The 19,309-nt window shown below is 71.2% G+C and carries 16 protein-coding genes; 5 read left to right on the top strand and 11 right to left on the bottom strand.

What is annotated here, in order from left to right; translation table 11 throughout:
- The first annotated feature begins 18 nt into the window (after nucleotides 1-18).
- Nucleotides 19-2,787, top strand: a complete 2,769-nt coding sequence (locus ACQEU1_RS01185; protein WP_433195226.1) for a glycoside hydrolase family 2 TIM barrel-domain containing protein — start codon at nucleotides 19-21, stop codon at nucleotides 2,785-2,787.
- A gap of 42 nt (nucleotides 2,788-2,829) precedes the next feature.
- On the top strand, nucleotides 2,830-3,834 hold the full coding sequence (locus tag ACQEU1_RS01180; protein WP_433195224.1) for an LLM class flavin-dependent oxidoreductase: 1,005 nt from the start codon (nucleotides 2,830-2,832) through the stop codon (nucleotides 3,832-3,834).
- A 159-nt stretch (nucleotides 3,835-3,993) separates the two neighbouring features.
- On the opposite strand, the gene ACQEU1_RS01175 is transcribed toward ACQEU1_RS01180, so the two are convergent.
- Nucleotides 3,994-5,256 (bottom strand): lanthionine synthetase LanC family protein, encoded by a 1,263-nt coding sequence (locus ACQEU1_RS01175; protein WP_433195222.1) that lies wholly within the window; start codon nucleotides 5,254-5,256, stop codon nucleotides 3,994-3,996.
- Nucleotides 5,257-5,276: 20 nt separating this feature from the next.
- Here ACQEU1_RS01175 and ACQEU1_RS01170 point away from each other — a divergent pair, with 20 nt between their 5' ends.
- Complete coding sequence (locus ACQEU1_RS01170; RefSeq protein ID WP_433195220.1) at nucleotides 5,277-6,128, top strand: aminoglycoside phosphotransferase family protein; 852 nt, start codon at nucleotides 5,277-5,279, stop codon at nucleotides 6,126-6,128.
- 30 nt (nucleotides 6,129-6,158) lie between these two features.
- Nucleotides 6,159-9,191, top strand: a complete 3,033-nt coding sequence (locus ACQEU1_RS01165) for a BTAD domain-containing putative transcriptional regulator (protein WP_433195218.1) — start codon at nucleotides 6,159-6,161, stop codon at nucleotides 9,189-9,191.
- A gap of 19 nt (nucleotides 9,192-9,210) precedes the next feature.
- Here the strand turns inward: ACQEU1_RS01165 and ACQEU1_RS01160 are convergent, their stop codons facing one another.
- The 10 genes from ACQEU1_RS01160 to ACQEU1_RS01115 all read right to left on the bottom strand — a co-directional run bounded on the left by ACQEU1_RS01160 (nucleotide 9,211) and on the right by ACQEU1_RS01115 (nucleotide 18,094).
- Complete coding sequence (locus tag ACQEU1_RS01160; RefSeq protein WP_433195216.1) at nucleotides 9,211-10,002, bottom strand: ABC transporter permease; 792 nt, start codon at nucleotides 10,000-10,002, stop codon at nucleotides 9,211-9,213.
- Nucleotides 9,999-10,949 (bottom strand): ATP-binding cassette domain-containing protein, encoded by a 951-nt coding sequence (locus ACQEU1_RS01155; protein ID WP_433195214.1) that lies wholly within the window; start codon nucleotides 10,947-10,949, stop codon nucleotides 9,999-10,001. The genes ACQEU1_RS01160 and ACQEU1_RS01155 overlap by 4 nt, the downstream gene beginning before the upstream one ends.
- A 68-nt stretch (nucleotides 10,950-11,017) precedes the next feature.
- Nucleotides 11,018-11,461 carry a winged helix-turn-helix transcriptional regulator gene (locus ACQEU1_RS01150; protein WP_433195212.1) on the bottom strand — a complete coding sequence of 148 codons (444 nt, stop codon included), beginning with the start codon at nucleotides 11,459-11,461 and terminating at the stop codon, nucleotides 11,018-11,020.
- Nucleotides 11,458-12,399: an LLM class F420-dependent oxidoreductase gene (locus tag ACQEU1_RS01145; protein ID WP_433195210.1), complete on the bottom strand. Its 942-nt coding sequence runs from the start codon at nucleotides 12,397-12,399 to the stop codon at nucleotides 11,458-11,460. The genes ACQEU1_RS01150 and ACQEU1_RS01145 overlap by 4 nt, the downstream gene beginning before the upstream one ends.
- A complete protein-coding gene (locus ACQEU1_RS01140; RefSeq protein WP_433195208.1) occupies nucleotides 12,396-13,493 on the bottom strand; it encodes an acyl-CoA dehydrogenase family protein in 1,098 nt (365 codons plus the stop codon). Before ACQEU1_RS01140 ends, ACQEU1_RS01145 begins: the two co-directional genes overlap by 4 nt.
- Before the next feature lie 122 nt (nucleotides 13,494-13,615).
- Complete coding sequence (locus tag ACQEU1_RS01135) at nucleotides 13,616-14,365, bottom strand: glucose 1-dehydrogenase (protein ID WP_433195206.1); 750 nt, start codon at nucleotides 14,363-14,365, stop codon at nucleotides 13,616-13,618.
- Complete coding sequence (locus tag ACQEU1_RS01130; RefSeq protein WP_433195204.1) at nucleotides 14,366-15,871, bottom strand: aldehyde dehydrogenase family protein; 1,506 nt, start codon at nucleotides 15,869-15,871, stop codon at nucleotides 14,366-14,368.
- A gap of 8 nt (nucleotides 15,872-15,879) precedes the next feature.
- On the bottom strand, nucleotides 15,880-16,728 hold the full coding sequence (locus ACQEU1_RS01125; RefSeq protein ID WP_433195202.1) for an SDR family NAD(P)-dependent oxidoreductase: 849 nt from the start codon (nucleotides 16,726-16,728) through the stop codon (nucleotides 15,880-15,882).
- A gap of 9 nt (nucleotides 16,729-16,737) precedes the next feature.
- Entirely contained in the window at nucleotides 16,738-17,823 is a 1,086-nt protein-coding gene (locus ACQEU1_RS01120) for a Zn-dependent alcohol dehydrogenase (RefSeq protein ID WP_433195200.1), read from the bottom strand.
- A gap of 79 nt (nucleotides 17,824-17,902) precedes the next feature.
- The gene (locus ACQEU1_RS01115) at nucleotides 17,903-18,094 is read right to left on the bottom strand and encodes a ferredoxin (protein WP_285634061.1); all 192 of its coding nucleotides are present in this window, start codon (nucleotides 18,092-18,094) and stop codon (nucleotides 17,903-17,905) included.
- Between the two features lie 45 nt (nucleotides 18,095-18,139).
- Between ACQEU1_RS01115 and ACQEU1_RS01110 the strand changes: the two genes are divergently transcribed.
- Complete coding sequence (locus ACQEU1_RS01110) at nucleotides 18,140-19,300, top strand: acyl-CoA dehydrogenase family protein (protein ID WP_433195197.1); 1,161 nt, start codon at nucleotides 18,140-18,142, stop codon at nucleotides 19,298-19,300.
- Nucleotides 19,301-19,309: the final 9 nt, after the last annotated feature.

The raw sequence follows: 19,309 nt of genomic DNA, 5'->3' as shown, positions 1-19,309 counted from the left end.
CCGTCGTACCTCGAAGACATGGGTCCCGGTTCCGGCTCGGTCCCGCCGCGGGCGTTCTTCACCTCCGACGCGGCCTCGCTGTCGCTCGACGGGGAGTGGCGCTTCCGGTTGTCACCGCACGCTTCCGCGCCACTGGGCGCCGAGGCCGACGACTTCGACGACAGCGGCTGGGACGCGATCACCGTCCCCGGTCACTGGCAGCTGCAGGGGCACGGGGCGCCCGCGTACACCAACGTGCGCTACCCGTTCCCCGTCGATCCACCATACGTGCCAACGGAAAACCCCACGGGTGACCACCGGCTGACGTTCGACCTCCCCGGCGGCTGGCCCGCCGAACCGGCCGTGCTGCGGTTCGACGGCGTCGACTCGTGCGGGCGGGTGTGGCTCAACGGCATCGAGCTGGGCGTGACGCGCGGCAGCCGGCTGCCCACCGAGTTCGAGGTCGGGCACCTGCTGCGCGCCACCGGGAACGTGCTGGTGGTGCGCGTGCACCAGTGGTCGGCCGGCAGCTACCTCGAAGACCAGGACATGTGGTGGATGTCCGGGATCTTCCGCTCGGTGACGCTGCTGTCCCGGCCGCGCGGCGGGGTCGCGGACTACGAGATCCACGCCTCCTACGACCACGTCTCCGGCTCCGGCACGGTGTCCGTCGAGGGCGGCCTGCTCTCCGTGCCCGAACTGGACGTGCGTGACCTCCTTCCAGGGCAGTCGCTTTCGCTGCCCGTCGAACCGTGGAGTGCCGAGCGCCCTCGGCTCTACCACGGCATCGTGCACACCGACGTCGAACGCGTGCCGGTGCGGATCGGTTTCCGCACGGTCGCGATCGACGACGGCGTGCTCACGGTGAACGGTGCTCGTGTCGTGTTCCGCGGCGTGAACCGGCACGAGCACCACCCCCGCCTCGGCCGCGCGGTGCCCCGCGAGGTGGCGCTCCAGGACGTGCTGCTCATGAAGCGGCACAACGTGAACGCCGTGCGGACCAGCCACTACCCGCCGGACCCGTACTTCCTGTCGTTGTGCGACGAGTACGGCCTGTGGGTGATCGACGAGTGCGACCTGGAGACGCACGGCTTCGGTGAGCTCGGCTGGTCCGGCAACCCCACCTCCGACCCGCGCTGGGCCGAGTCCTGTGTGGACCGCATGCGCCGGATGGTCGAACGCGACAAGAACCACCCGTCGATCGTGCTGTGGTCGCTGGGCAACGAGTCGCACACCGGCGCGAACCTGGCGGCGATGGCCGAGTGGACCCGCGACCGCGACCCGTCCCGCCTCGTGCACTACGAGGGTGACCACGACTGCGCGTACGTCGACGTCTACAGCCGCATGTACGCCTCGCACGAGGAGGTCGACGAGATCGGCCGCACGCGTGCGCACGGGTTGCCGTTCGTGCTGTGCGAGTTCGCGCACGCCATGGGCAACGGGCCGGGCGGCGTGCTCGAGTACCGCGAGCTGTTCGAGCGGTACCCGGCGGTGCAGGGCGGGTTCGTCTGGGAGTGGATCGACCACGGCATCGCGCGGGACGGGCACTTCGCGTACGGCGGCGACTTCGGGGAGCCGTTGCACGATGGGAACTTCGTGATCGACGGGCTGGTGTTCCCCGACCGGACGCCGTCGCCGGGGCTGGTGGAGTTCGCCAAGGTCTTCGAGCCGGTGCGGATCAGCGGCGTCGACGGCGGGATCCGGGTCGAGAACTTCTACGACCACGTGGGGCTGGAGCACCTGAGGTTCGACTGGGTGCTGGAGGAAGAAGGGGCGGAGGTCGCTTCAGGCACGCTCGGCGATGGCGAGGCCGCCACGGGCGAAGGTCCGTGGCCGGTGGCAGGCGATCACGCCGACCTCCCCCTCCCCGCCTTGCCGCCCACCACCGGCGAAGCATGGCTCACCATCCGCGCATCGCTCGTCTCCCCCACCGCGTGGGCCGAGGCCGGGCACGTCGTCGCCTGGGGCCAGCTCCCGATCTCCGAGGCCACGCCGACCCCGTTCGCCGGCTCGGGGCCCCTGTCCGGCCTCGCCGAGTTCGACGAGGTCACCGGCCTGCTGACCCGGTTCGGCGGCCTCACCCTGGACGGCCCTCGCCTCGACCTCTGGCGCGCCCCCACCGACAACGACCGCGGCTCCGACCACCCGGAGGAGAAGGCCTGGCGCGACGCCGGCCTGCACCGCCTGCAGCACCGCGTCATCGAGATCGACACCCACGAGACCGGCCTGGTCGTCCGCACCCGTGTCGCACCCCCTGCCTGGGGCTTCGGGATGTTCGCCGACTACCGCTGGACCGCGTCCGGCGACCGGCTGCGCCTCCAGGTCGACGTCACCCCGGACGGCGAGTGGCCGTGCACGCTCCCCCGCCTCGGCCTGCGGATGGCGCTCCCGGCGGCCGACGCCGTCGAGTGGTTCGGCAGGGGGCCGGGAGAGGCGTACACGGACAGCCGGCAGGCCGCGCGGATCGGCCGGTTCGCGACGACCGTGGACGGGCTCCAGACGCCGTACGTGTTCCCGCAGGAGAACGGCAACCGCGCCGACGCGCGGTGGCTCACCATCGGCGGGCTGCGGATCGAGGGCGAGCCCACGTTCGACTTCACCGCCCGCCGCTGGACCAGCGAGGACCTCGACGCGGCGCGGCACACCGACGAGCTCCAGCCCCGTGACCAGGTGTTCCTCAACCTCGACCTCGCTCAGCACGGGCTCGGCACGGCGTCGTGCGGGCCGGGCGTGCTGCCGCAGCACCGGCTGCACGCGCGGAAGTGCGGCTTCGCCGTCACGTTCGTCTCAGCATCCGGACTTAGTTGAGATGTCACCTAAACTCGGGAGGAGACGTCGAAGGAGGGTTCCGTGCCGCGGAAGTCAGAGCCGTTGCGAAAGCTCGGTTTTCTCACCATCGGGCTGTTCGACGAGCAGGATCCGGGTGCGGGTCACCGGTCCACGCTCGACGTGATCGCGCTCGGCGAGGAACTCGGGTTCGACAGCGCGTGGGTGCGGCACCGGCACCTGCAGTTCGGCATCTCCTCGCCGGTGGCCGTGCTCGCCGCCGCGTCGCAGCGGACCAGCCGCATCCAGCTCGGCACGGCGGTCATCCCGCTCGGCTGGGAGAACCCGCTGCGGCTCGCCGAGGACCTCGCCACAGTGGACGTGCTGTCCGGCGGGCGGCTCAACCCCGGTGTGAGCGTCGGCCCGCCGATGCACTGGGACGACGTCAAGCACGCGCTCTACCCGGAGACCGCGGACGTCGAGAACTTCAGCTACGACCGGGTGAAGAGGCTGCTGGACTTCGTCGGCGGCGAGAAGGTCGCCTCGTTCAGCGGCGTCGAGGGCATCGAGGTGTGGTCGGACCGCGTCCAGCCGCACGCCGCCGGGCTGCGCGACCGGATCTGGTACGGCGGCGGCAGCCTGCGGTCGGGCCGCTGGGCGGGCGAGAACGGGCTGAACCTGCTGGCCAGCAACGTGATCCAGTCCGAGGGCTCGCTGGACTTCGCCGAGACCCAGCGCACGCTGATCCAGACGTTCCGCGAGCACGGCGGCGGCCGTGTCTCGCAGGGCCTGGTCGTCATCCCCACCGACTCGGCCTCGCCTGAGCAGCGCGCGAAGTACGAGGCGTACGTCGCGGGACGCGCGGACCGGGTCGGCAAGACCTTCGGGCCGCGCGACTTCATGTTCGAACGCGACATCGTCGGCACGTCCGCCGAGATCGCGGAACAGCTGTACGCGCACGTCGCGTTCCAGGAGGTCGACGAGGTGGCGTTCGCGCTGCCGTTCAGCTTCGAACACGAGGACTACGTGCAGATCCTCACCGACATCGCGACGAAGCTCGGCCCGGAACTCGGCTGGCAGCCCGCCTAGGTGCTGTCCTGCAAGTTCGTCAGGTGAGAGGCGCGGGCGAGAGACCCGGAGGCGGTGCCGCCGCAATGCCCTCATACCAGGCGTATTCGGGCGTTGTGGCGGCACCGCCTCCGGGGCCCTCGCCTGCCACTGTCGCCCGATGAACTTGCAGGACAGCACCTAGCAAGCCCACCAGGTGTCGATGCGCGGCACGGCCCGCGCATCACCGTCCGCCACCCGGTCGGCGTGGAACAGGAACCCGGCGATGCCCGCCGCGCCCTGCATCCAGCCGATCCCGGGTGGCAGCACCGGGTCGCCGTTGCGGTGCTCCAGGAACCGCCAGCACACGCCGGGCCCGTCGGGCAGGGCGCGGTCCACGACGACGTCGGCCAGCCGCAACGCGAAGTCCGTGTGCTGGCCGGCGTCGAGCAGCCTGTCCCCCACGCCTGCCGTGCCGCAGCACCGGCCGTCGTTGTCCCAGAACCCCGGGTACTTCCGTTCGGGCAGGCCGGACACGACGATGCTGTGCAGGCTGCGGCGGTGCCACTCCTCCACCTGCGCACCGGCCACTTCGGACACTCCGGCGTGCCGCAGAGCGGGCCACAGCAACGAGGTTCCGGTCGGTCCGTGGCACCAGCCGTAGCTGAACTCCTCGAACTCCTCCAGCCGCGGAACGCGCACCGGCACGCGCAGCCCGCCGTCGGACGTGTCGCCCAGCGCCACCAGGTGCTCGGCGCCCGCCCGCGCCGCGGCGACGAGGTCCGCACGCCCGAACTCCGCCCCGGCCAGCGCGAGCGCCGTCGCGACGCCCGCCAGCCCGTGCGCGAAGTTCGGGAACTCACGCTGCCTCGAGCAGAACCGGGACGGAACCATCCGCCAGCTCAGCCCGCCCGGCACCTCCTCCTGTTCCGCCAGCAGGACACCGGCCGCGAGGTCCGCGAGTTCCCCGGCACCGGCCGCGCCGTGCCGATGCGCCCACACCGCACCCAGCAACACCCCGGCCGTGCCCACCGTCAGGTCGAGCACGCGCGCGCCTTCGTGGTACTCGGGCGGCCCGAACCGCCAGTGCGGCCAGCCGTCCGGCGTCGCCAGGTCGAGCAACCGGGCGACCACGTCGTCGACACCGCCCGCGTCCAGGGCCGTCAGCACGCTGATCGCGCTGACCAGCCCGTTGAAGAAGGTGACCTCGTCGGACGGGTTCGCCCGCACGCGGCCGGCGATGGCCGCCGCCAGTTCCTCTTCCTGCGAGGTCCACGCGCGGACGAGCCGGATCTCCGCCAGCACGTGCGCGAGCCCGCCGACCCCGGCGTACATGCCCGCACGCCACCGCGGCAGCAGGTCCCCGCCGAGGAACTCCGGGATCCACACCCCGTCGTCGTCCTCGTCGATCTGGTTCAGCACCCAGCGCCACGCGAGTTCGGCAGTCCCCCGGTAAGTCCCCATGCTCACCTACATTGGCGGAGGTGACCCTGCAGCGCATCCTCGATTCCGCCCGCCTCTCCGACGCGACGACGGCCCCGTTGGGCGGCGGCACCTACAACTCGGTGTTCCGCGTCTCGGCGGCCGAAGGCGAGTTCGTGCTGAAGATCGCGCCGCAGAACCAGCCCGGCCTCACCTACGAACAGCGGCTGATCAGCACCGAGGCGATGTTCTGCGCCCACGCGTCGAAGGTCGCGCCCGTCCCCGAGGTCGTCTACACCGACAACGCCACCGCGCTGCTGGCCACGTTCCTGCCCGGCGAGCCCGTGTTCGGCCGGCACGTCGACCGGCCGCTGATCCGCCGCCAGCTCGGCGAGACCGTCCGCGCGCTGCACGAGATCACCGGCCCCGGCTTCGGCTACCCGCAGCTCGGCCTGCACGGCACGTGGACCGAGGCGTTCCAGGGCATGTACGCCGCCGTCCTCGCCGACGCCGAACGCTTCGGCGTCGAGCTGCCGACGACCGACATGGGCCGGCACGTGAAGGCGTTCGACGAGGTGCGGCGACCGGCGCTGGTCCACTTCGACCTGTGGGACGGCAACGTCCTCGCCGGCACCGGACTTTCCGGACTGGTCGACGGCGAACGGGCGTTCTGGGGCGATCCGGTCGCGGAGTTCGTGTCGCTCGCCCTGTTCGGCACGATCGAGGACGACCACGACCTCCTGCCCGCGTACGGCTTCGAGTTCACCGACTCGGCACGCGTCCGGCTGGCCGCCTACCAGGCCTACCTCTACTCGATCATGCTGACCGAACGGGTGCCGCGCGGCAGCTCCGACGAGGCGTTCGAGCGGGTGATCATGGACGCACTGACGCCCGCACTCGGTGTTCTCGCCTGATCGCCGCGGGTGATCTGGGAAGCTGGACCCGTGCGCGTGGCATTGCTGGGCCCGACCGCGGTCGAGGCGGAGGACGGCACACCGGTCGACATCGGTGGTGCCCGCGTCCGCATGCTGGTCGCCCGGCTCGCGCTCGACCCCGGCCGCCCGGTGCCGGCGACGACGCTGATCGACGACCTGTGGGGCGAGCAACCCCCTGCGGACGGCGCGAACGCCCTGCAGTCGCTGGTGTCGCGGCTGCGCAAGGTGTGCCCGGTGGCGCTGGAGCCCGGCGGGTACCGGCTGGGGGTGGCGGCCGAGGACGTCGACGTGTTCCGGTTCGACCGGCTGCGGGCGGCCGGGCAGGTGGACGAGGCGCTGGCGTTGTGGCGCGGGGAGGCACTCGCGGACGTGCGGGAGGCGCCGTTCGCCGGGCCCGTCGCGGCACGGCTGGACGAGGCGCGGCTCGCGGCCGAGGAGGATCGCGGCGAGCTGGACGTGGCGGCGCTGACGGCCTTGCACGAGAAGCATCCGCTGCGCGAACGGCTCGCCGGGCTGCTGATGCGGGCGTTGTGCGCGCAGGGCCGGCAGTCCGACGCGCTGCACGTGTACACCGAGGTGCGCGACAGGCTGGCCGACGAGCTGGGCGTCGATCCGTCGCAGGAGCTGCAGGACGTGCACCTCGCGGCGTTGCGCGGCGAGCTCGGGCCGCGGCCGGTGGTCGACCGGCTGCCGGTGCGGCTCACCAGCTTCGTCGGGAGGGACGAGGAGCTGCGGGAGATCTCGGCGCTGCTCGGGCAGGCGCGGCTGGTGACGCTGGTCGGGCCCGGTGGCGCGGGGAAGACGCGGCTCGCGACCGAGGTGGCGGCCCGGCATCCGTTGCACGGCAAGGGACGCGTGTGGTTCGCGGCGCTCGCCGGCATCCACGCAGCCGAGGACCTGCCCGGTGTGGTGCTCAAGGCGTTCGAGCTGCGGATGACGACGACCGACCCGATGCGGCGACCCAACGAGGGCATGGACCGCATCGCCGAGGTGCTGGGCGCGGGCGAGTCGGTGCTGGTGCTGGACAACTGCGAGCACCTGATCGCGGCGGCCGCGGAGTTCACCGGCAGGCTGCTGCGCCGGGTGCCCAACCTGAAGATCATCGCGACCAGCCGGGAACCGCTCGCGATCGACGGCGAGTCGTTGTGCCCCATCGGGCCGTTGGCCGTGCCGAACGGCCAGGCGGACGTGGCGGACTTCGGCGCCGTGCGACTGTTCGTGGACAGGGCGAACGCGGTCAAGCCGGGGTTCCGGCTGGACGAGTCCACTGTGGAGGACGTGAAGCTGGTGTGCCGCAGGCTCGACGGCATGCCGCTCGCGCTGGAGCTGGCGGCCGCGCGGTTGCGGTCCATGACGATCCGGCAGATCACGCAGCGCCTGGACGACAGGTTCCGGCTGCTCACCTCCGGCAGCCGGACGGCGTTGCCGCGGCAGCGGACGTTGCGCGCCGTCGTCGAGTGGAGCTGGGACCTGCTGACGGAGGACGAGCTGGTGCTCGCCCGCCGGCTCGCGGTGTTCCCGGCGGGTGCGGACCTGGCGGCGATCGAGGCGGTCTGCGGCGAGGACGCGCTGTACGTGCTGACGTCGCTGGTCGAGAAGTCCATCGTGGACGTCGTCGAACTGGACGGCGAGGCGCGGTACCGGATGCTGGAGACGATCCGGGTGTACGCGGCGGAGCAGCTGGAGGCGTCCGGGGAGAAGCGGGAGTTCGTCGGGCGGTTCCGGCGCTACTACCGGGACCTGACCGCGCGCTGGGAGCCGTTCGTCCGCACCGCGCGGCAGATCGAGGCGATCAAGGTCTACCAGGCGGAGCAGGACAACGTCGTGGCCGCGTTGCGCGGCGCGATCGACGACCGGGAGGCGGGGCTCGCGGCCGACATCCTCGGCGGCGTGTTCTGGTACTGGCTGATCAAGGGCGACAACGAGCGTTCCGAACGGTCGGTGCGCGAGGTGCTCGCGCTGGCCGGCGACCTGCCGCCGGACGTCGTCGCGACGTTCCGCGCGATGAGGCTGATCATGTCCGCGATCCCGGGCCTGCCGGAGCCGATCGAGGCCTCGCAGGTCATCGAGGACTGCGTGAACACGGGCGCCACCCAGAAGTACCCGTCGCTCGCGATCGCGTTGCCGATGCTCGCGTTCCTGAGCCAGAACAAGGAGCTCGCACGGCGGGAGGTGCACCGCGCGGCGGCGAGCGAGGACGCGTGGGCGCGGGCGGGCGCCGACTGGGCGATGAGCTTCATCCTGAGCGAGGACGGCGACCTGGCCGGCGCCGAGCAGGCCCGTGACCGCGCGTACGACCAGTTCACGGCGGTCGGTGACCGGTGGGGTTCGGCGATGACGCTCGGCATGAAGGCCGCGTTCGTCTCGCACACAGGCGACAACCTGGCCGCGATCGCCCTGTACCAGCAGGGCCTCGAGGTGGCGCGGGAGCTGGGATCCGTCGAGGACTCCGTGCAGCAACGGTGGCGGCTCGCGGTCGAGTACGCGCGGCTCGGCGACACCGAGGCGGCCGAGCGTGAGATCGCCCAGGCAGAGCAGTACGTCCACGACGCGGGCAACGACCAGCTGAACCTGATGATCGGCTACGCGAAGGCCGAGGTCATGCTGCGGTCGGGCCGCCTTCCGGAGGCCCGCGAGCTGAGCACGCGGTTCAAGAACGCGGCCTCGGTCGCGGCGTTCCTCGGCCCGTTCGTGACGGAGTGGTCGGCGATCCTGGACGCGCGGATCGCGCTCGCCGAGGGCAGGCCGGACGAGGCCGAGTCGTGCGTGGCGGTCGCGGTCGGCACCACGTCCGACCGCGGGGACATGCCGGACCTCTCGGGCGTGACCGAGCTCCTGGCCCGCGTCCGGCAGGCGCAGGGCCGCACGGACGCGGCGGTGCGGTTGCTCGCGCTGGCCCAGGTGATCCGGGGCAGGCTCGACCTGGGTGACCCGGACGTGCGGCGGATGGTCGCCGACCTGGGCGAGCCCGAGCCGGTGACGGTCACCAAGGCCGAGGCGACGCGCCAGGTGCGCGCGGAGGCGGGCCTCAGCGTCGGCTGAAGCCCGCCCCTGGTCCCGGCTACACGCGACGGCGGTACGCCCACATCGCGAGCGGGAAGAACACCGCGACCACACCGGCCATCCAGATCAGCGACCCGGTGAGCGGCCCTGCGATCGCCCCGCCGTTCAGCAGGCCGCGCAGCGCGTCCGACAGCAGGCTCACCGGGCTGACGTCCGCCCACGCCTTGAGCCAGCCCGGCATCGTCGAGGTGCCGACGAAGACGTTGCTGCCGAACGTGAGCGGCATGATCAGCACGAACATCAGGCCCTGCACGGCCTGCGGCGTCTTGAGCAGCATGCCGACGAACACCGAGGCCCAGCAGAAGCACAGTCCGAACGCGATCGTCAGCCCGGCCGCGACGAGCAGCTCGGCCGGCCCCGTCTGCACCCGGTAACCCATGACCGTGGCGACCACCAGCAGCACGACGATGCACACGACGTACCGCACGATGTCCGCGAGCACCGCCCCCACCAGCGGTGCCGAGCGGGCGATCGGCATCGACCGGAACCTGTCGAACACGCCCTTCGAGACGTCCGTGTTCATCTGCACGCCGGCGGTCATGCTGGCCTGCAGGATGTTCATCACCATGATGCCCGGCACGAGCATCTGGAGGTACGCGTCCGTGTTGCCGGCGAGCGCGCCGCCGAACAGGTACGTGAACATCACCAGGAACACGATCGGCGCCAGCGTGACGTCCGCGAGTTGCTCGGGGTTCTTGCGGATCTTGAGGATTCCCCGCCACGCCAGCGAGAAGCCGTGGCGCACGCCCCGGTCCAACGCCAGTGTCGAGTTACCCACTGCGGCGCTCATACCAGGCTCCCCTCGTTCTGCTTGCCGGTCAGCGCCAGGAAGACCTCGTCGAGCGAGGGCAGCCGCAGCGCCAGTTCGTCCGCGGTGATGCCGGCCTCGTCGAGCTTCCTGACCAGAGTGGACAGCAGCACCGGGTCGTTCACCGGCGCCGTCAGCAGTCCCGTGTCGTCGTCGCGGGTCGGCCTGACGCTCGTCAGGTCGCCGAGGATCCGGTAGACCGCGTCGAGGTCGCGCATCGACGTCGGCCGCACCTGCAACGTCTGCCCGCCGACGCGCCGCTTGAGCTCGTCCGGCCTGCCCTCGGCCACGACGCGGCCGTGGTCGAACACCGTGATCGAGTCGGCGAGCTGGTCGGCCTCCTCCAGGTACTGCGTGGTGAGCAGGACCGTCACGCCGTTCGCGACGAGCTTGCGCACCACCGCCCACACCTCGTTGCGGGCGTGCGGGTCCAGGCCCGTGGTCGGCTCGTCCAGGTACAGCACGGACGGGTTGCCGACGAGGCTGGCCGCGAGGTCGAGCCTGCGCCGCATGCCTCCCGAGTACGTCTTGGCGGCCCGGTGCGCGGCATCGGTGAGCTCGAACTGCTCCAACAGCTCCGCGGCCTTCGCCTTCGCCCCCGCGCGCGAATGGTCCAGCAGCCGTGCGAGCAGCACGAGGTTCTCCGTGCCGGACAGGTCCTCGTCCACCGACGCGTACTGCCCGGTCAGTCCGATGAGCGACCTGACCGCCCGTGGATCCTTCACGACGTCATGCCCGTGCACGGTCGCGTGTCCCGCGTCCGGGCGCAGCAACGTCGCCAGCACCCGCACCGCCGTGGTCTTGCCCGCGCCGTTCGGCCCGAGCACGCCCACGACCTTCCCCTCCGGCACCTCGAGGTCGACGCCGTCCAGCGCCTTGGTCTCCCCGTAGTGCTTGACCAGGCCTTCTGCCCTGATCGCGAGTGCCATCGTTCCTCCCTGAGTCCCTCGGGAGGAAGTGTGCGCCCGCCCGCTGGCAGGGCGCTGGCAGCCCGCTGTCAGCCTTCGCGGGCCGTGACGTCGTGGGCGGTGATCTCGCCGCCGCAGCACCGGCAGGCCAGGAACGCGTCGACCGGCTTGCCGCACGCGTTGTGCTCCAGCACGATCGGCGGCCCGTCCGGGTCGGGCACGTGCGCGTCGCCCCACTTCATGAGGATCACGATGGCGGGGAACAACTCCAGCCCGGCGGGGGTGAGCCGGTACTCCTCTCGGTCCTCCGCGTACGGCACCCGTTCCAGCAGCCCGGCCTCGACCAGTGTCTTCAGCCGCGCCGACAACGTGGGCCGCGGGATGCTCAGGTTGCGCACGAACTGCCCGTACCGCTTCACCCCGAAGAAGGCCTCGCGGAGGATCAGCAGCGTCCACCTCTCCCCCACCAGGTCGAGCGCGCGCCCGACGGACTCGCCGCGGAACCGGCGGTCCAGGCCGGCTGGGTCGGTCATCGGCGTCCCTTCGCGAGCAACGGGGAGAGCGTGGTGAGCAGTCTGCGCCCGGCCGGGTCCTCCGCCGTCGCCGGGACCAGTCCGACGTGCGCGGCGCCCGCCTCGTGGTACTCGGTGACGCGGTCGGCGATGGTCCGCGCGGAGCCGATCGCGCCGACCTGGTCGAGCAGGTCGAGCGGGATGGCGTCGGCGAGTTCGGTGCGGGGTCTGCCTTGCCTGGCCTCGTCGACGAGGTCGCCGTGGCCGAGGGCGGTGAACATCTCGCCGTAACCGGGTGGGGCCAGGTAGACGGCCAGCTGGGAGCGGAGCTGCCGGAGGGTGGCGGGGCCGGGGTCGAGGGCCGCGGTGATCCAGACGGCCAGGGGTGGAGGCAGGGGTTGTGACGTGGCGAGCCGTGTGCGGACCTCGGCCACGTGCCCGGCGCTGACCAGGTTGAGCACCACCTCGTCGCCGTCCGCCGCCGCGACCCTCGTCATCGCCGGCCCGAACGCCGCCACCGAGATCGGCGTGCCCGGCACCGGTTGCTGGAGGCGGAACCCGGACACGCGGTTGCCGTCGAGCAGCGCGCGGGTGTCGCGGATCGTCTCCTTCATGCGCCGCACGGGTTCCCACTCGCGGCCGTGCCACCCCGTGACGATCCGCGGGCTCGACGCCCCGAGCGCCAGAGCGGCCGGTCTGCCGGTGGTGGCGACCACTGTGGACAGTCCCAGCGCGAGCGCCACCGGGCTGCGCACGCCCACGGCCAGCGGGCCGATCTTCAGCGAGATCCGCGACGTCCGCAGACCTGCCGCCGTGGCCAGGGCGAACGCGTCGAAGGTCGCCATCTCGCCGATCCACAGCGTGCCGAAGCCCGTGTCGTTGGCCGCGATGGCGATGTCCAGCGCCTCGACGGGCGGCCGGTCCAGCCAGAACGGCGTCACCACGCCGACAGAGCTCACAGCTGCTCCGTCCGCGCCTCGACACCCAGCAGCAGCCGGCCGGGCACCTCGAACGAGGCCGAGTTGACCTGGAAGTGCGCCGACGCCGTGTGCGCGTCCCGGAACCTGCGCTGCAACGCCGCCCCGTCGTAGATCGCCCCGCCACCGGCGAGGTCGTAGAGCTCCGACACGACACCCCGCGCCGTGCGGGCAGCGTGCGTGGCCGCGAGCCGCAGCTCGGCCTTCAGCTCGACCGGCACCTCACCGGCCTGCGCCGCCTCCCAGGCCTCGCCGACGGCCGCGAAGAAGTACGCCCTCGCGGCCTTCACCGACGCGGTGGCCGACGCCACGGCGGCCTGCGTCGACCCGCGCTCGGCCAGCGTGCGGCTGGACCCGAGCGGACTCCGCCGCACAGCCAGGGCCACGAAGTCGTCCAACGCCCCGAACGCGTTGCCGAGCGCCGCCGCCGCGACCGACAGCGCGAAGAACCCGAACACCGGGAAGCGGTACAGCGCCCCGCCACCCACGGGACCGTCCAAAACGGACAGCACCCGCCGTTGCGGCACGAACACCTCCCGCGCCACGCAGTCGTGACTGCCGGTCCCCCGCAACCCGGTCGTGTGCCAGGTGTCGAGCACCTCCACCTCGGCCCTGGGCAACGCGGCCACCTTCAGCGCCTTCTCATGCACGAACCCGGCGAACAACCAGTCGGCGTGCCCGATCCCGGAGCAGAACGACCACTGCCCCGACACGACGACACCACCATCGGCCGACACACCCCGCCCCTTGGGCGCCCACACCCCGGCCGCGACCGACCGAGGATCCCCGAAGACCTCCTGCGCCCCGTCGTCCGGCAGGTAGGCACCGAGCAGCCCGGACGTGGCCGCGATCGACACGCACCACCCGGCCGACGTATCCCCGCGAGCGATCTCCAACGCGGCCCCGAGCGTCTCGGCGGGCGGCAGCTCCAACCCGCCGAACCGCTGCGGCACACCGGCCCTGAACAGCCCGGACTCCCGGACGACCTCCAGCAGCTCCGGCGCGAGAGCACGCCCGGCCTCGGTCTTGGGCGCGACCTCGCGGGCCAGGTCGGCGATGGTCCGGACGTCAGCCACGACGGCCTCCCAGTTCACTTTTCTTACCGGTTCAGTTTCCTTACCGTAGCCAGGGAGGCATCGGCCACGCAAGGAAGTCGCCTACCGCAGGGGCCTGCCCGACTCCGGCATCGGTGCCCCGGTCACCCGTTCAGCGCGTGCGTCGCGGTCGCCCCTCCGTCCACCACGAACTCCCCACCCGTGCAGTAAGCGCTCTCGTCGCTCGCCAGGAACAACACGACGTTGGCCACGTCCTCCGGCTGCCCGATCCGCCGCAACGCCAGCTTCTTCCCGATCGGCGACACGTCGATCGGCCGCCCCAGGGCCTCGCTCACCATGGGAGTGTCGATCGCGCCCGGATGCACCGAGTTCACCCGGATCCCGTGCTGCCCCAACTCCATCGCGGCCACCTTGGTCATGCCGCGGATCGCGAACTTCGACGCCGTGTACGCCGTCAGGTACGGCATGCCGCCGAGTCCCTCGACCGACGACACGTTCACGATCGACCCGCCGCCGGCCGCCTTCATCGGCTCCACCACGGACCGCATGCCGAGGAACGTCCCGACCTGGTTGATGCCGATCACCCGCTGGTAGTCGGCCAGCGTCGTGTCGGCCAGCGCCGAGAAGTGCAGGATCCCGGCGTTGTTGACCAGCACGGACACGGAGCCGAACGTCGAGACGGTGAACGTCACGGCCTCGGCCCACGAGGACTCCGACGACACGTCGAGGTGGCAGTACTCGGCGCCCAGCTCCGAAGCGAGCTCCTTGCCCTGGTCGTCGAGCACGTCGGTGACCATCACCGACGCCCCCTCGGCCACGAACCTCCGTGCGGCCGCCGCGCCCTGGCCACGGGCGGCGCCGGTGATCAGGGCGACCTTTCCGGACAGCCGCATCTACATCATCTCGTCGGTCAGCGGCATCATCACGGTCTTGAGCTCGGTGTAGGCCTCGTACGCGCTCTGCCCGCCCTCGCGGCCCAGGCCTGACTGCTTGTAGCCGCCGAACGGGATGTGCGGCTCCAGCTGGAAGCCGTTGATGCCGACCATGCCCACCCGCAGCGACTTCGAGACGCGGAACGCGCGGCGCACGTCGTTGGTGTAGACGCCCGCGCCCAGGCCGTACTCGGTGTCGTTGGCGATGCGGATCGCCTCTTCCTCGGTGTCGAACGGGACGACGGTCAGCACCGGGCCGAAGATCTCGTCGCGGGCGATGGCCATGTCGTTGGTGGCGTCGGCGAAGATCGTCGGCGCCACGAAGTTGCCGGACGCGTAGTCGCCGTCGAGCCGCGCGCCACCGGTGACGAGACGGGCGCCCGCTTCCTGGCCCTTCTCGATGTAGCCGAGGACGCGGTCGAGCTGACGCGAGTTGATCAACGGGCTGGCGAGCACGGCCGGGTCGAACGGGTCGCCGAACGTCACCGCGCCCGCGAGCATCTGGGCCATCGAGATGAACTCGTCCTGGGCCTCGCGCTGCACCAGCGCACGGGTGTGCGCGACGCACGCCTGGCCGGACAGGCCCATCGTGACCATGCCCATGCACGTCATGGCGGCGAGACCCACGTTCGGGGCGTCGGCGAACACGATCGCGGGCGACTTCCCGCCCAGCTCCAGCGACACCCGCTTCATCGTCCCGGCGGACGCCTCGACGATCCGGCGGCCGACCGCCCGGCTGCCGGTGAAGCTGATCTTGTCGACGCCGGGGTGGGTGATCAGGGCCTCGCCGGTCGGGGTGCCGGGGCCGGTGACGAGGTTGACCACGCCCTCCGGCAGGCCGGCCTCGATCAGCAGCTCCACCATGCGGATCACGCAGAACGACGCGTACTCCGACGGCTTCACCACGACCGTGCAGCCGGCGGCCAGCGCGGGCGCGAGCTTCTGGGCGAACAGCACGAACGGCGCGTTCCACGGCAGGATCGCCGCGACGACGCCGACCGGTTCGCGGAACGTCATCGCCAGGTGGTCGCCGCCCTGGTACGGCGGCAGCGTCTGGCCGCCGACCTTGTCGATCCAGCCCGCGTGGTGGTCGAAGATGTCGGCCGCGATGCCGACCGAGGTGGCGTAGATCTGCCCGAACGACAGCGGCACGCCGTTGTCCAGCGCCTGCAGACCCCGCAGCTCGTCGGCGTGCTCGCGGAGCAGGTCGCCGTAGCGGCGCAGGATCTTGATGCGCTCGGAGGCGCGCGACCGCGGCCAGGTGCCCTCGTCGAACGCCTTGCGGGCGGCGAGCACCGCCGCGTCGACGTCCTGCGCGGAGGCGACGGCGAAGCTGCCGATCTCCTCGCCGGTGGCGGGGTGGTGGTGGGTCCAGGTCTCGTCCGCCTCGCGGAACTCGCCTCCGACGAGGAGCCGGCCGTCCTTGAGGCCCAAGGTCTCGCGGTGGGGTTGGACGGTGAGCGACACAGCTCCTCCTACAGGGCCATCGTTTCCGTGCAAGCGAACGTCCTTTGTGGATCCCGATCGGCGAAGTAGCCGTCGAGATCGCCCAGCGCGTCGAACTTCCGCTCGACGGTGGGGGGTGCCATCAGCGCGACCATGCCGCCGTGCACGACGAAGACCTGTCCGTTGATCTTGTCGCCGGACGGTCCCGCCAGGTGCGCGACGAACCGGGCCACGTGCGACGGGTCCAGCGAGTCGTCACCGGAAGGCGCCTCACCGAACACGTGCGCGGTCATCTGGGTGCGGGCGCGCGGGCAGATCGCGTTGGCGCGCACGCCGTAGCGACTCGTGCCCCGCGCGGTCGCGACCGTCAGGGCGGCGATGCCCGCCTTGGCCGCCGCGTAGTTGGCCTGACCTTCCGACCCGAGCAGGAACGCCTCGGACGCGGTGTTGACGATCCGCCCGTACACGGGTGCGCCTGCCGACTTCGACTGCTGCTTCCACAGCGAGACGGCGTTGCGCGACAACAGGAAGTGGCCGCGCAGGTGCACCCGGACGACCAGGTCCCACTCCTCGTCGGTCATGTTGAACAGCATCCGGTCGCGCAGCACGCCCGCGTTGTTCACCAGCACGTGCAGCCCGCCGAAGTGCTCCACAGCGGCCGTGACGAGGGCGTCCGCGGTCGCCCGCTCCCCCACGTCACCCTCGACCACGACGCACTTCCCGCCCAGCTGCTCGATCTCGGCCGCAGCGGCGTCGGCCGATCCCGGCAGGTCGTTGAGCACGAGCGAGGCACCCGCGCGAGCGAGCTCCAGCGCTTCCGCACGGCCGAGCCCGGCACCGGCGCCGGTGACCACGGCGACCTTCCCCGCAAGGTCCACAAGAGACTCCTAATCGAAGAGAATCACCTGGCGGATCAACGACCCTCCGCCTCGCAACGCCTGCAGGCCCTCGTTCACGTCCTCCAGCTTGATCCGCTTGCTGATCATGCCTTCGAGGTCGAGGCGGCCCTGCCGCCACAGCGCGATCATCCGCGGGATGTCCCGGCGGAAGTTCGCCGTGCCGTAGAACGACCCGTGCAGGGTCTTGTCGTGCAGGAACAGCTCCTGGGCGCTGAACGACACCATCGCGTCCGCGCGCCCCGCGCCGACGATCACCGTGTGGCCGCCGCGCCGGGTCAGGTCCCACGCCTGCCGGATCGTCGCGGGCAGGCCGACGACGTCGAACACGTAGTCGAAGCCCATGCCGGAGTTCAGCTGGTTGTTGAGGTCAGCGATGCCGTCCGGCGTCGTCGCGTGCGTCGCGCCGAACCTCTGCGCGACCTCGTGCTTCTCCAGCACGGGGTCGACCGCGACGATCCGGGCCGCGGCCGCGAGCCGGGCGCCCTGCAGCACCGCGACCCCGACGCCACCGCAGCCGATCACGGCGACGCTGGAACCCGCTTCGACCTTGGCCGTGTTCAGCACGGCGCCGACACCGGTCAGGATTCCGCACGACAGCAGGGCGGCGACGTCCCACGGCACGTCGTCGTCGATCTTCATGGCCGCGTCGGCCGGGACGACCATCTCCTCGGCGAACGCGCCGAGCCCCGCGTACCCGAAGGCGGGGTTGCCGCCGACGACGAACCGGGGCGAGGTGAACGCGGAGATGGTGTGCACCAGGCACAGATGTGCTTGCCCGGTAACGCATTGCGCGCACTTCCCACACGGCGGCACGAACGTGATCGCCACGTGGTCGCCTACCGCGAGCGACGTGACGGCGCTCCCGATCTCGACGACCTCACCGGCGCCTTCGTGCCCCACGACGCCGGGTGCCAGCGCGGGCAGCGTTCCGTCCATTGCGGACAGATCGCTGTGGCAGACACCGCAGGCCTTGATCTTGATGCGGATCTCGGCCGGCCCCACGGGTGTGGTGGTCACGTCGTCGCGGAGCTCGAGCTTGTCGTCGCCTACCTGGTTGAGCACGGCAGCCTTCACCGGTATCACTCCTCGCTGAGCTCACGGCCGAAGTAACCTGTCGGACACTAGAATCTGTTCCTGTTCTTGACAAGGCCCATCAGCGGGACAGACGGAGCGCGCCCTTCGGGCACGACGCCACGGCCCGTTCCGCCGGACCCTCCTCCGCCGAGGCCAGCTCACCGTCCCGGATCTGCAGAACCTCGTCGTCGTCGAGATCGAAGACCTCGGGCAGGATGGTCATGCACTCGCCGTGCGCCTCACACAGCGAAGGGTCGACGCCGACCTTCATCGCGGCCTCCTGACATCAAGTAGAACTTGTTCTAGAGTAGCGGTCATGCGCATCGGTTTCACGCCCGAACAGGAGCAGTTGCGCCAGGAGCTGCGGGCGTACTTCGCCGCGCTCATGACGCCCGAACGCCGAGCCGGGCTCGCCGGAGGCAGCGACTACGGCGACGCCGAGGTCTACAAGGACACCGTCCGGCAGATGGGGCTGGACGGGTGGCTGACGATCGGCTGGCCGGAGGAGTACGGCGGCCGCGACCGCCCGATGATCGAGCAGCTGATCTTCCTGGACGAGGCGTCCGCCGCCGGCGCGCCCGTGCCGTTCCTGACGCTCAACTCCATCGGGCCGACGATCATGACCTACGGCACGCCCGAGCAGAAGGCCTTCTACCTGCCGAGAATCGCGTCCGGAGAGCTGCACTTCGCGATCGGCTACTCCGAACCGGAGGCGGGCACCGACCTCGCCGCGCTCCGCACGAGGGCCGTCCGCGAGGGCGACGAGTACGTGATCAACGGCCAGAAGATGTGGACCAGCCTCATCCAGTACGCCGACTTCGTGTGGCTCGCCTGCCGCACCGACCAGGAGTCGAAGCGGCACCGGGGCCTCAGCATCATCATGGTGCCGACGACCGACCCGGGCTTCTCCTGGACGCCCGTGCCGACCATGTCCGGACCCACGACCAGCGCGACCTTCTACGACAACGTGCGCGTGCCGGTCGGCAACCTCATCGGCGAGGAGCACAAGGGCTGGAAGCTCGTCACCAACCAGCTCAACCACGAACGTGTCGCCCTGTGCTCGGCCGCGCCGTTGCAGACCGCACTGCGCGAAGTTCGTCAATGGGCGGACGAAACCGGTGCCGCACAACACGAGTGGGTGCGCCTGCACCTCGCCCGCGTGCACGCCAAGACCGAGTTCCTCAAGCTCGTCAACTGGCGGATCGCCTCCGGTGCCGACGAGGCGCCGTCCCCGGCGGAGGCGTCGGCGACCAAGGTGTTCGGCACCGAGTTCGCCACCGAGGGCTACCGGCTGCTGATGGAGGTGCTGGGCGCCAACGGGATCGTGCGCGCCGGCTCACCCGGAGCGCTGCTGCACGGCCGGGTCGAACGCATGCACCGCTCGGCGCTGATCCTCACGTTCGGCGGCGGCACCAACGAGATCCAGCGGGACATCATCGCGCGGGCGGGCCTGGGACTTCCCGCCGTGCCCCGGTAGAGGAGGCTT

Source organism: Lentzea sp. CA-135723 (genome assembly GCF_050936595.1).
In the GTDB taxonomy this organism is placed as follows: domain Bacteria; phylum Actinomycetota; class Actinomycetes; order Mycobacteriales; family Pseudonocardiaceae; genus Lentzea.
This window is presented reverse-complemented; position numbering and strand designations above follow the sequence as displayed.

Excerpts from the sequence above, each read along its gene's own strand:
- ACQEU1_RS01185 (WP_433195226.1), top strand. The coding sequence starts at position 19 with ATGGGTCCCGGTTCCGGCTCGGTCCCGCCGCGGGCGTTCTTCACCTCC.
- ACQEU1_RS01175 (WP_433195222.1), bottom strand. The coding sequence starts at position 5,256 with ATGGGGACTTACCGGGGGACTGCCGAACTCGCGTGGCGCTGGGTGCTG.
- ACQEU1_RS01160 (WP_433195216.1), bottom strand. The coding sequence starts at position 10,002 with ATGAGCGCCGCAGTGGGTAACTCGACACTGGCGTTGGACCGGGGCGTG.
- ACQEU1_RS01155 (WP_433195214.1), bottom strand. The coding sequence starts at position 10,949 with ATGGCACTCGCGATCAGGGCAGAAGGCCTGGTCAAGCACTACGGGGAG.
- ACQEU1_RS01150 (WP_433195212.1), bottom strand. The coding sequence starts at position 11,461 with ATGACCGACCCAGCCGGCCTGGACCGCCGGTTCCGCGGCGAGTCCGTC.
- ACQEU1_RS01135 (WP_433195206.1), bottom strand. The coding sequence starts at position 14,365 with ATGCGGCTGTCCGGAAAGGTCGCCCTGATCACCGGCGCCGCCCGTGGC.
- ACQEU1_RS01115 (WP_285634061.1), bottom strand. The coding sequence starts at position 18,094 with ATGAAGGTCGGCGTCGACCCTTCGCTGTGTGAGGCGCACGGCGAGTGC.
- ACQEU1_RS01110 (WP_433195197.1), top strand. The coding sequence starts at position 18,140 with ATGCGCATCGGTTTCACGCCCGAACAGGAGCAGTTGCGCCAGGAGCTG.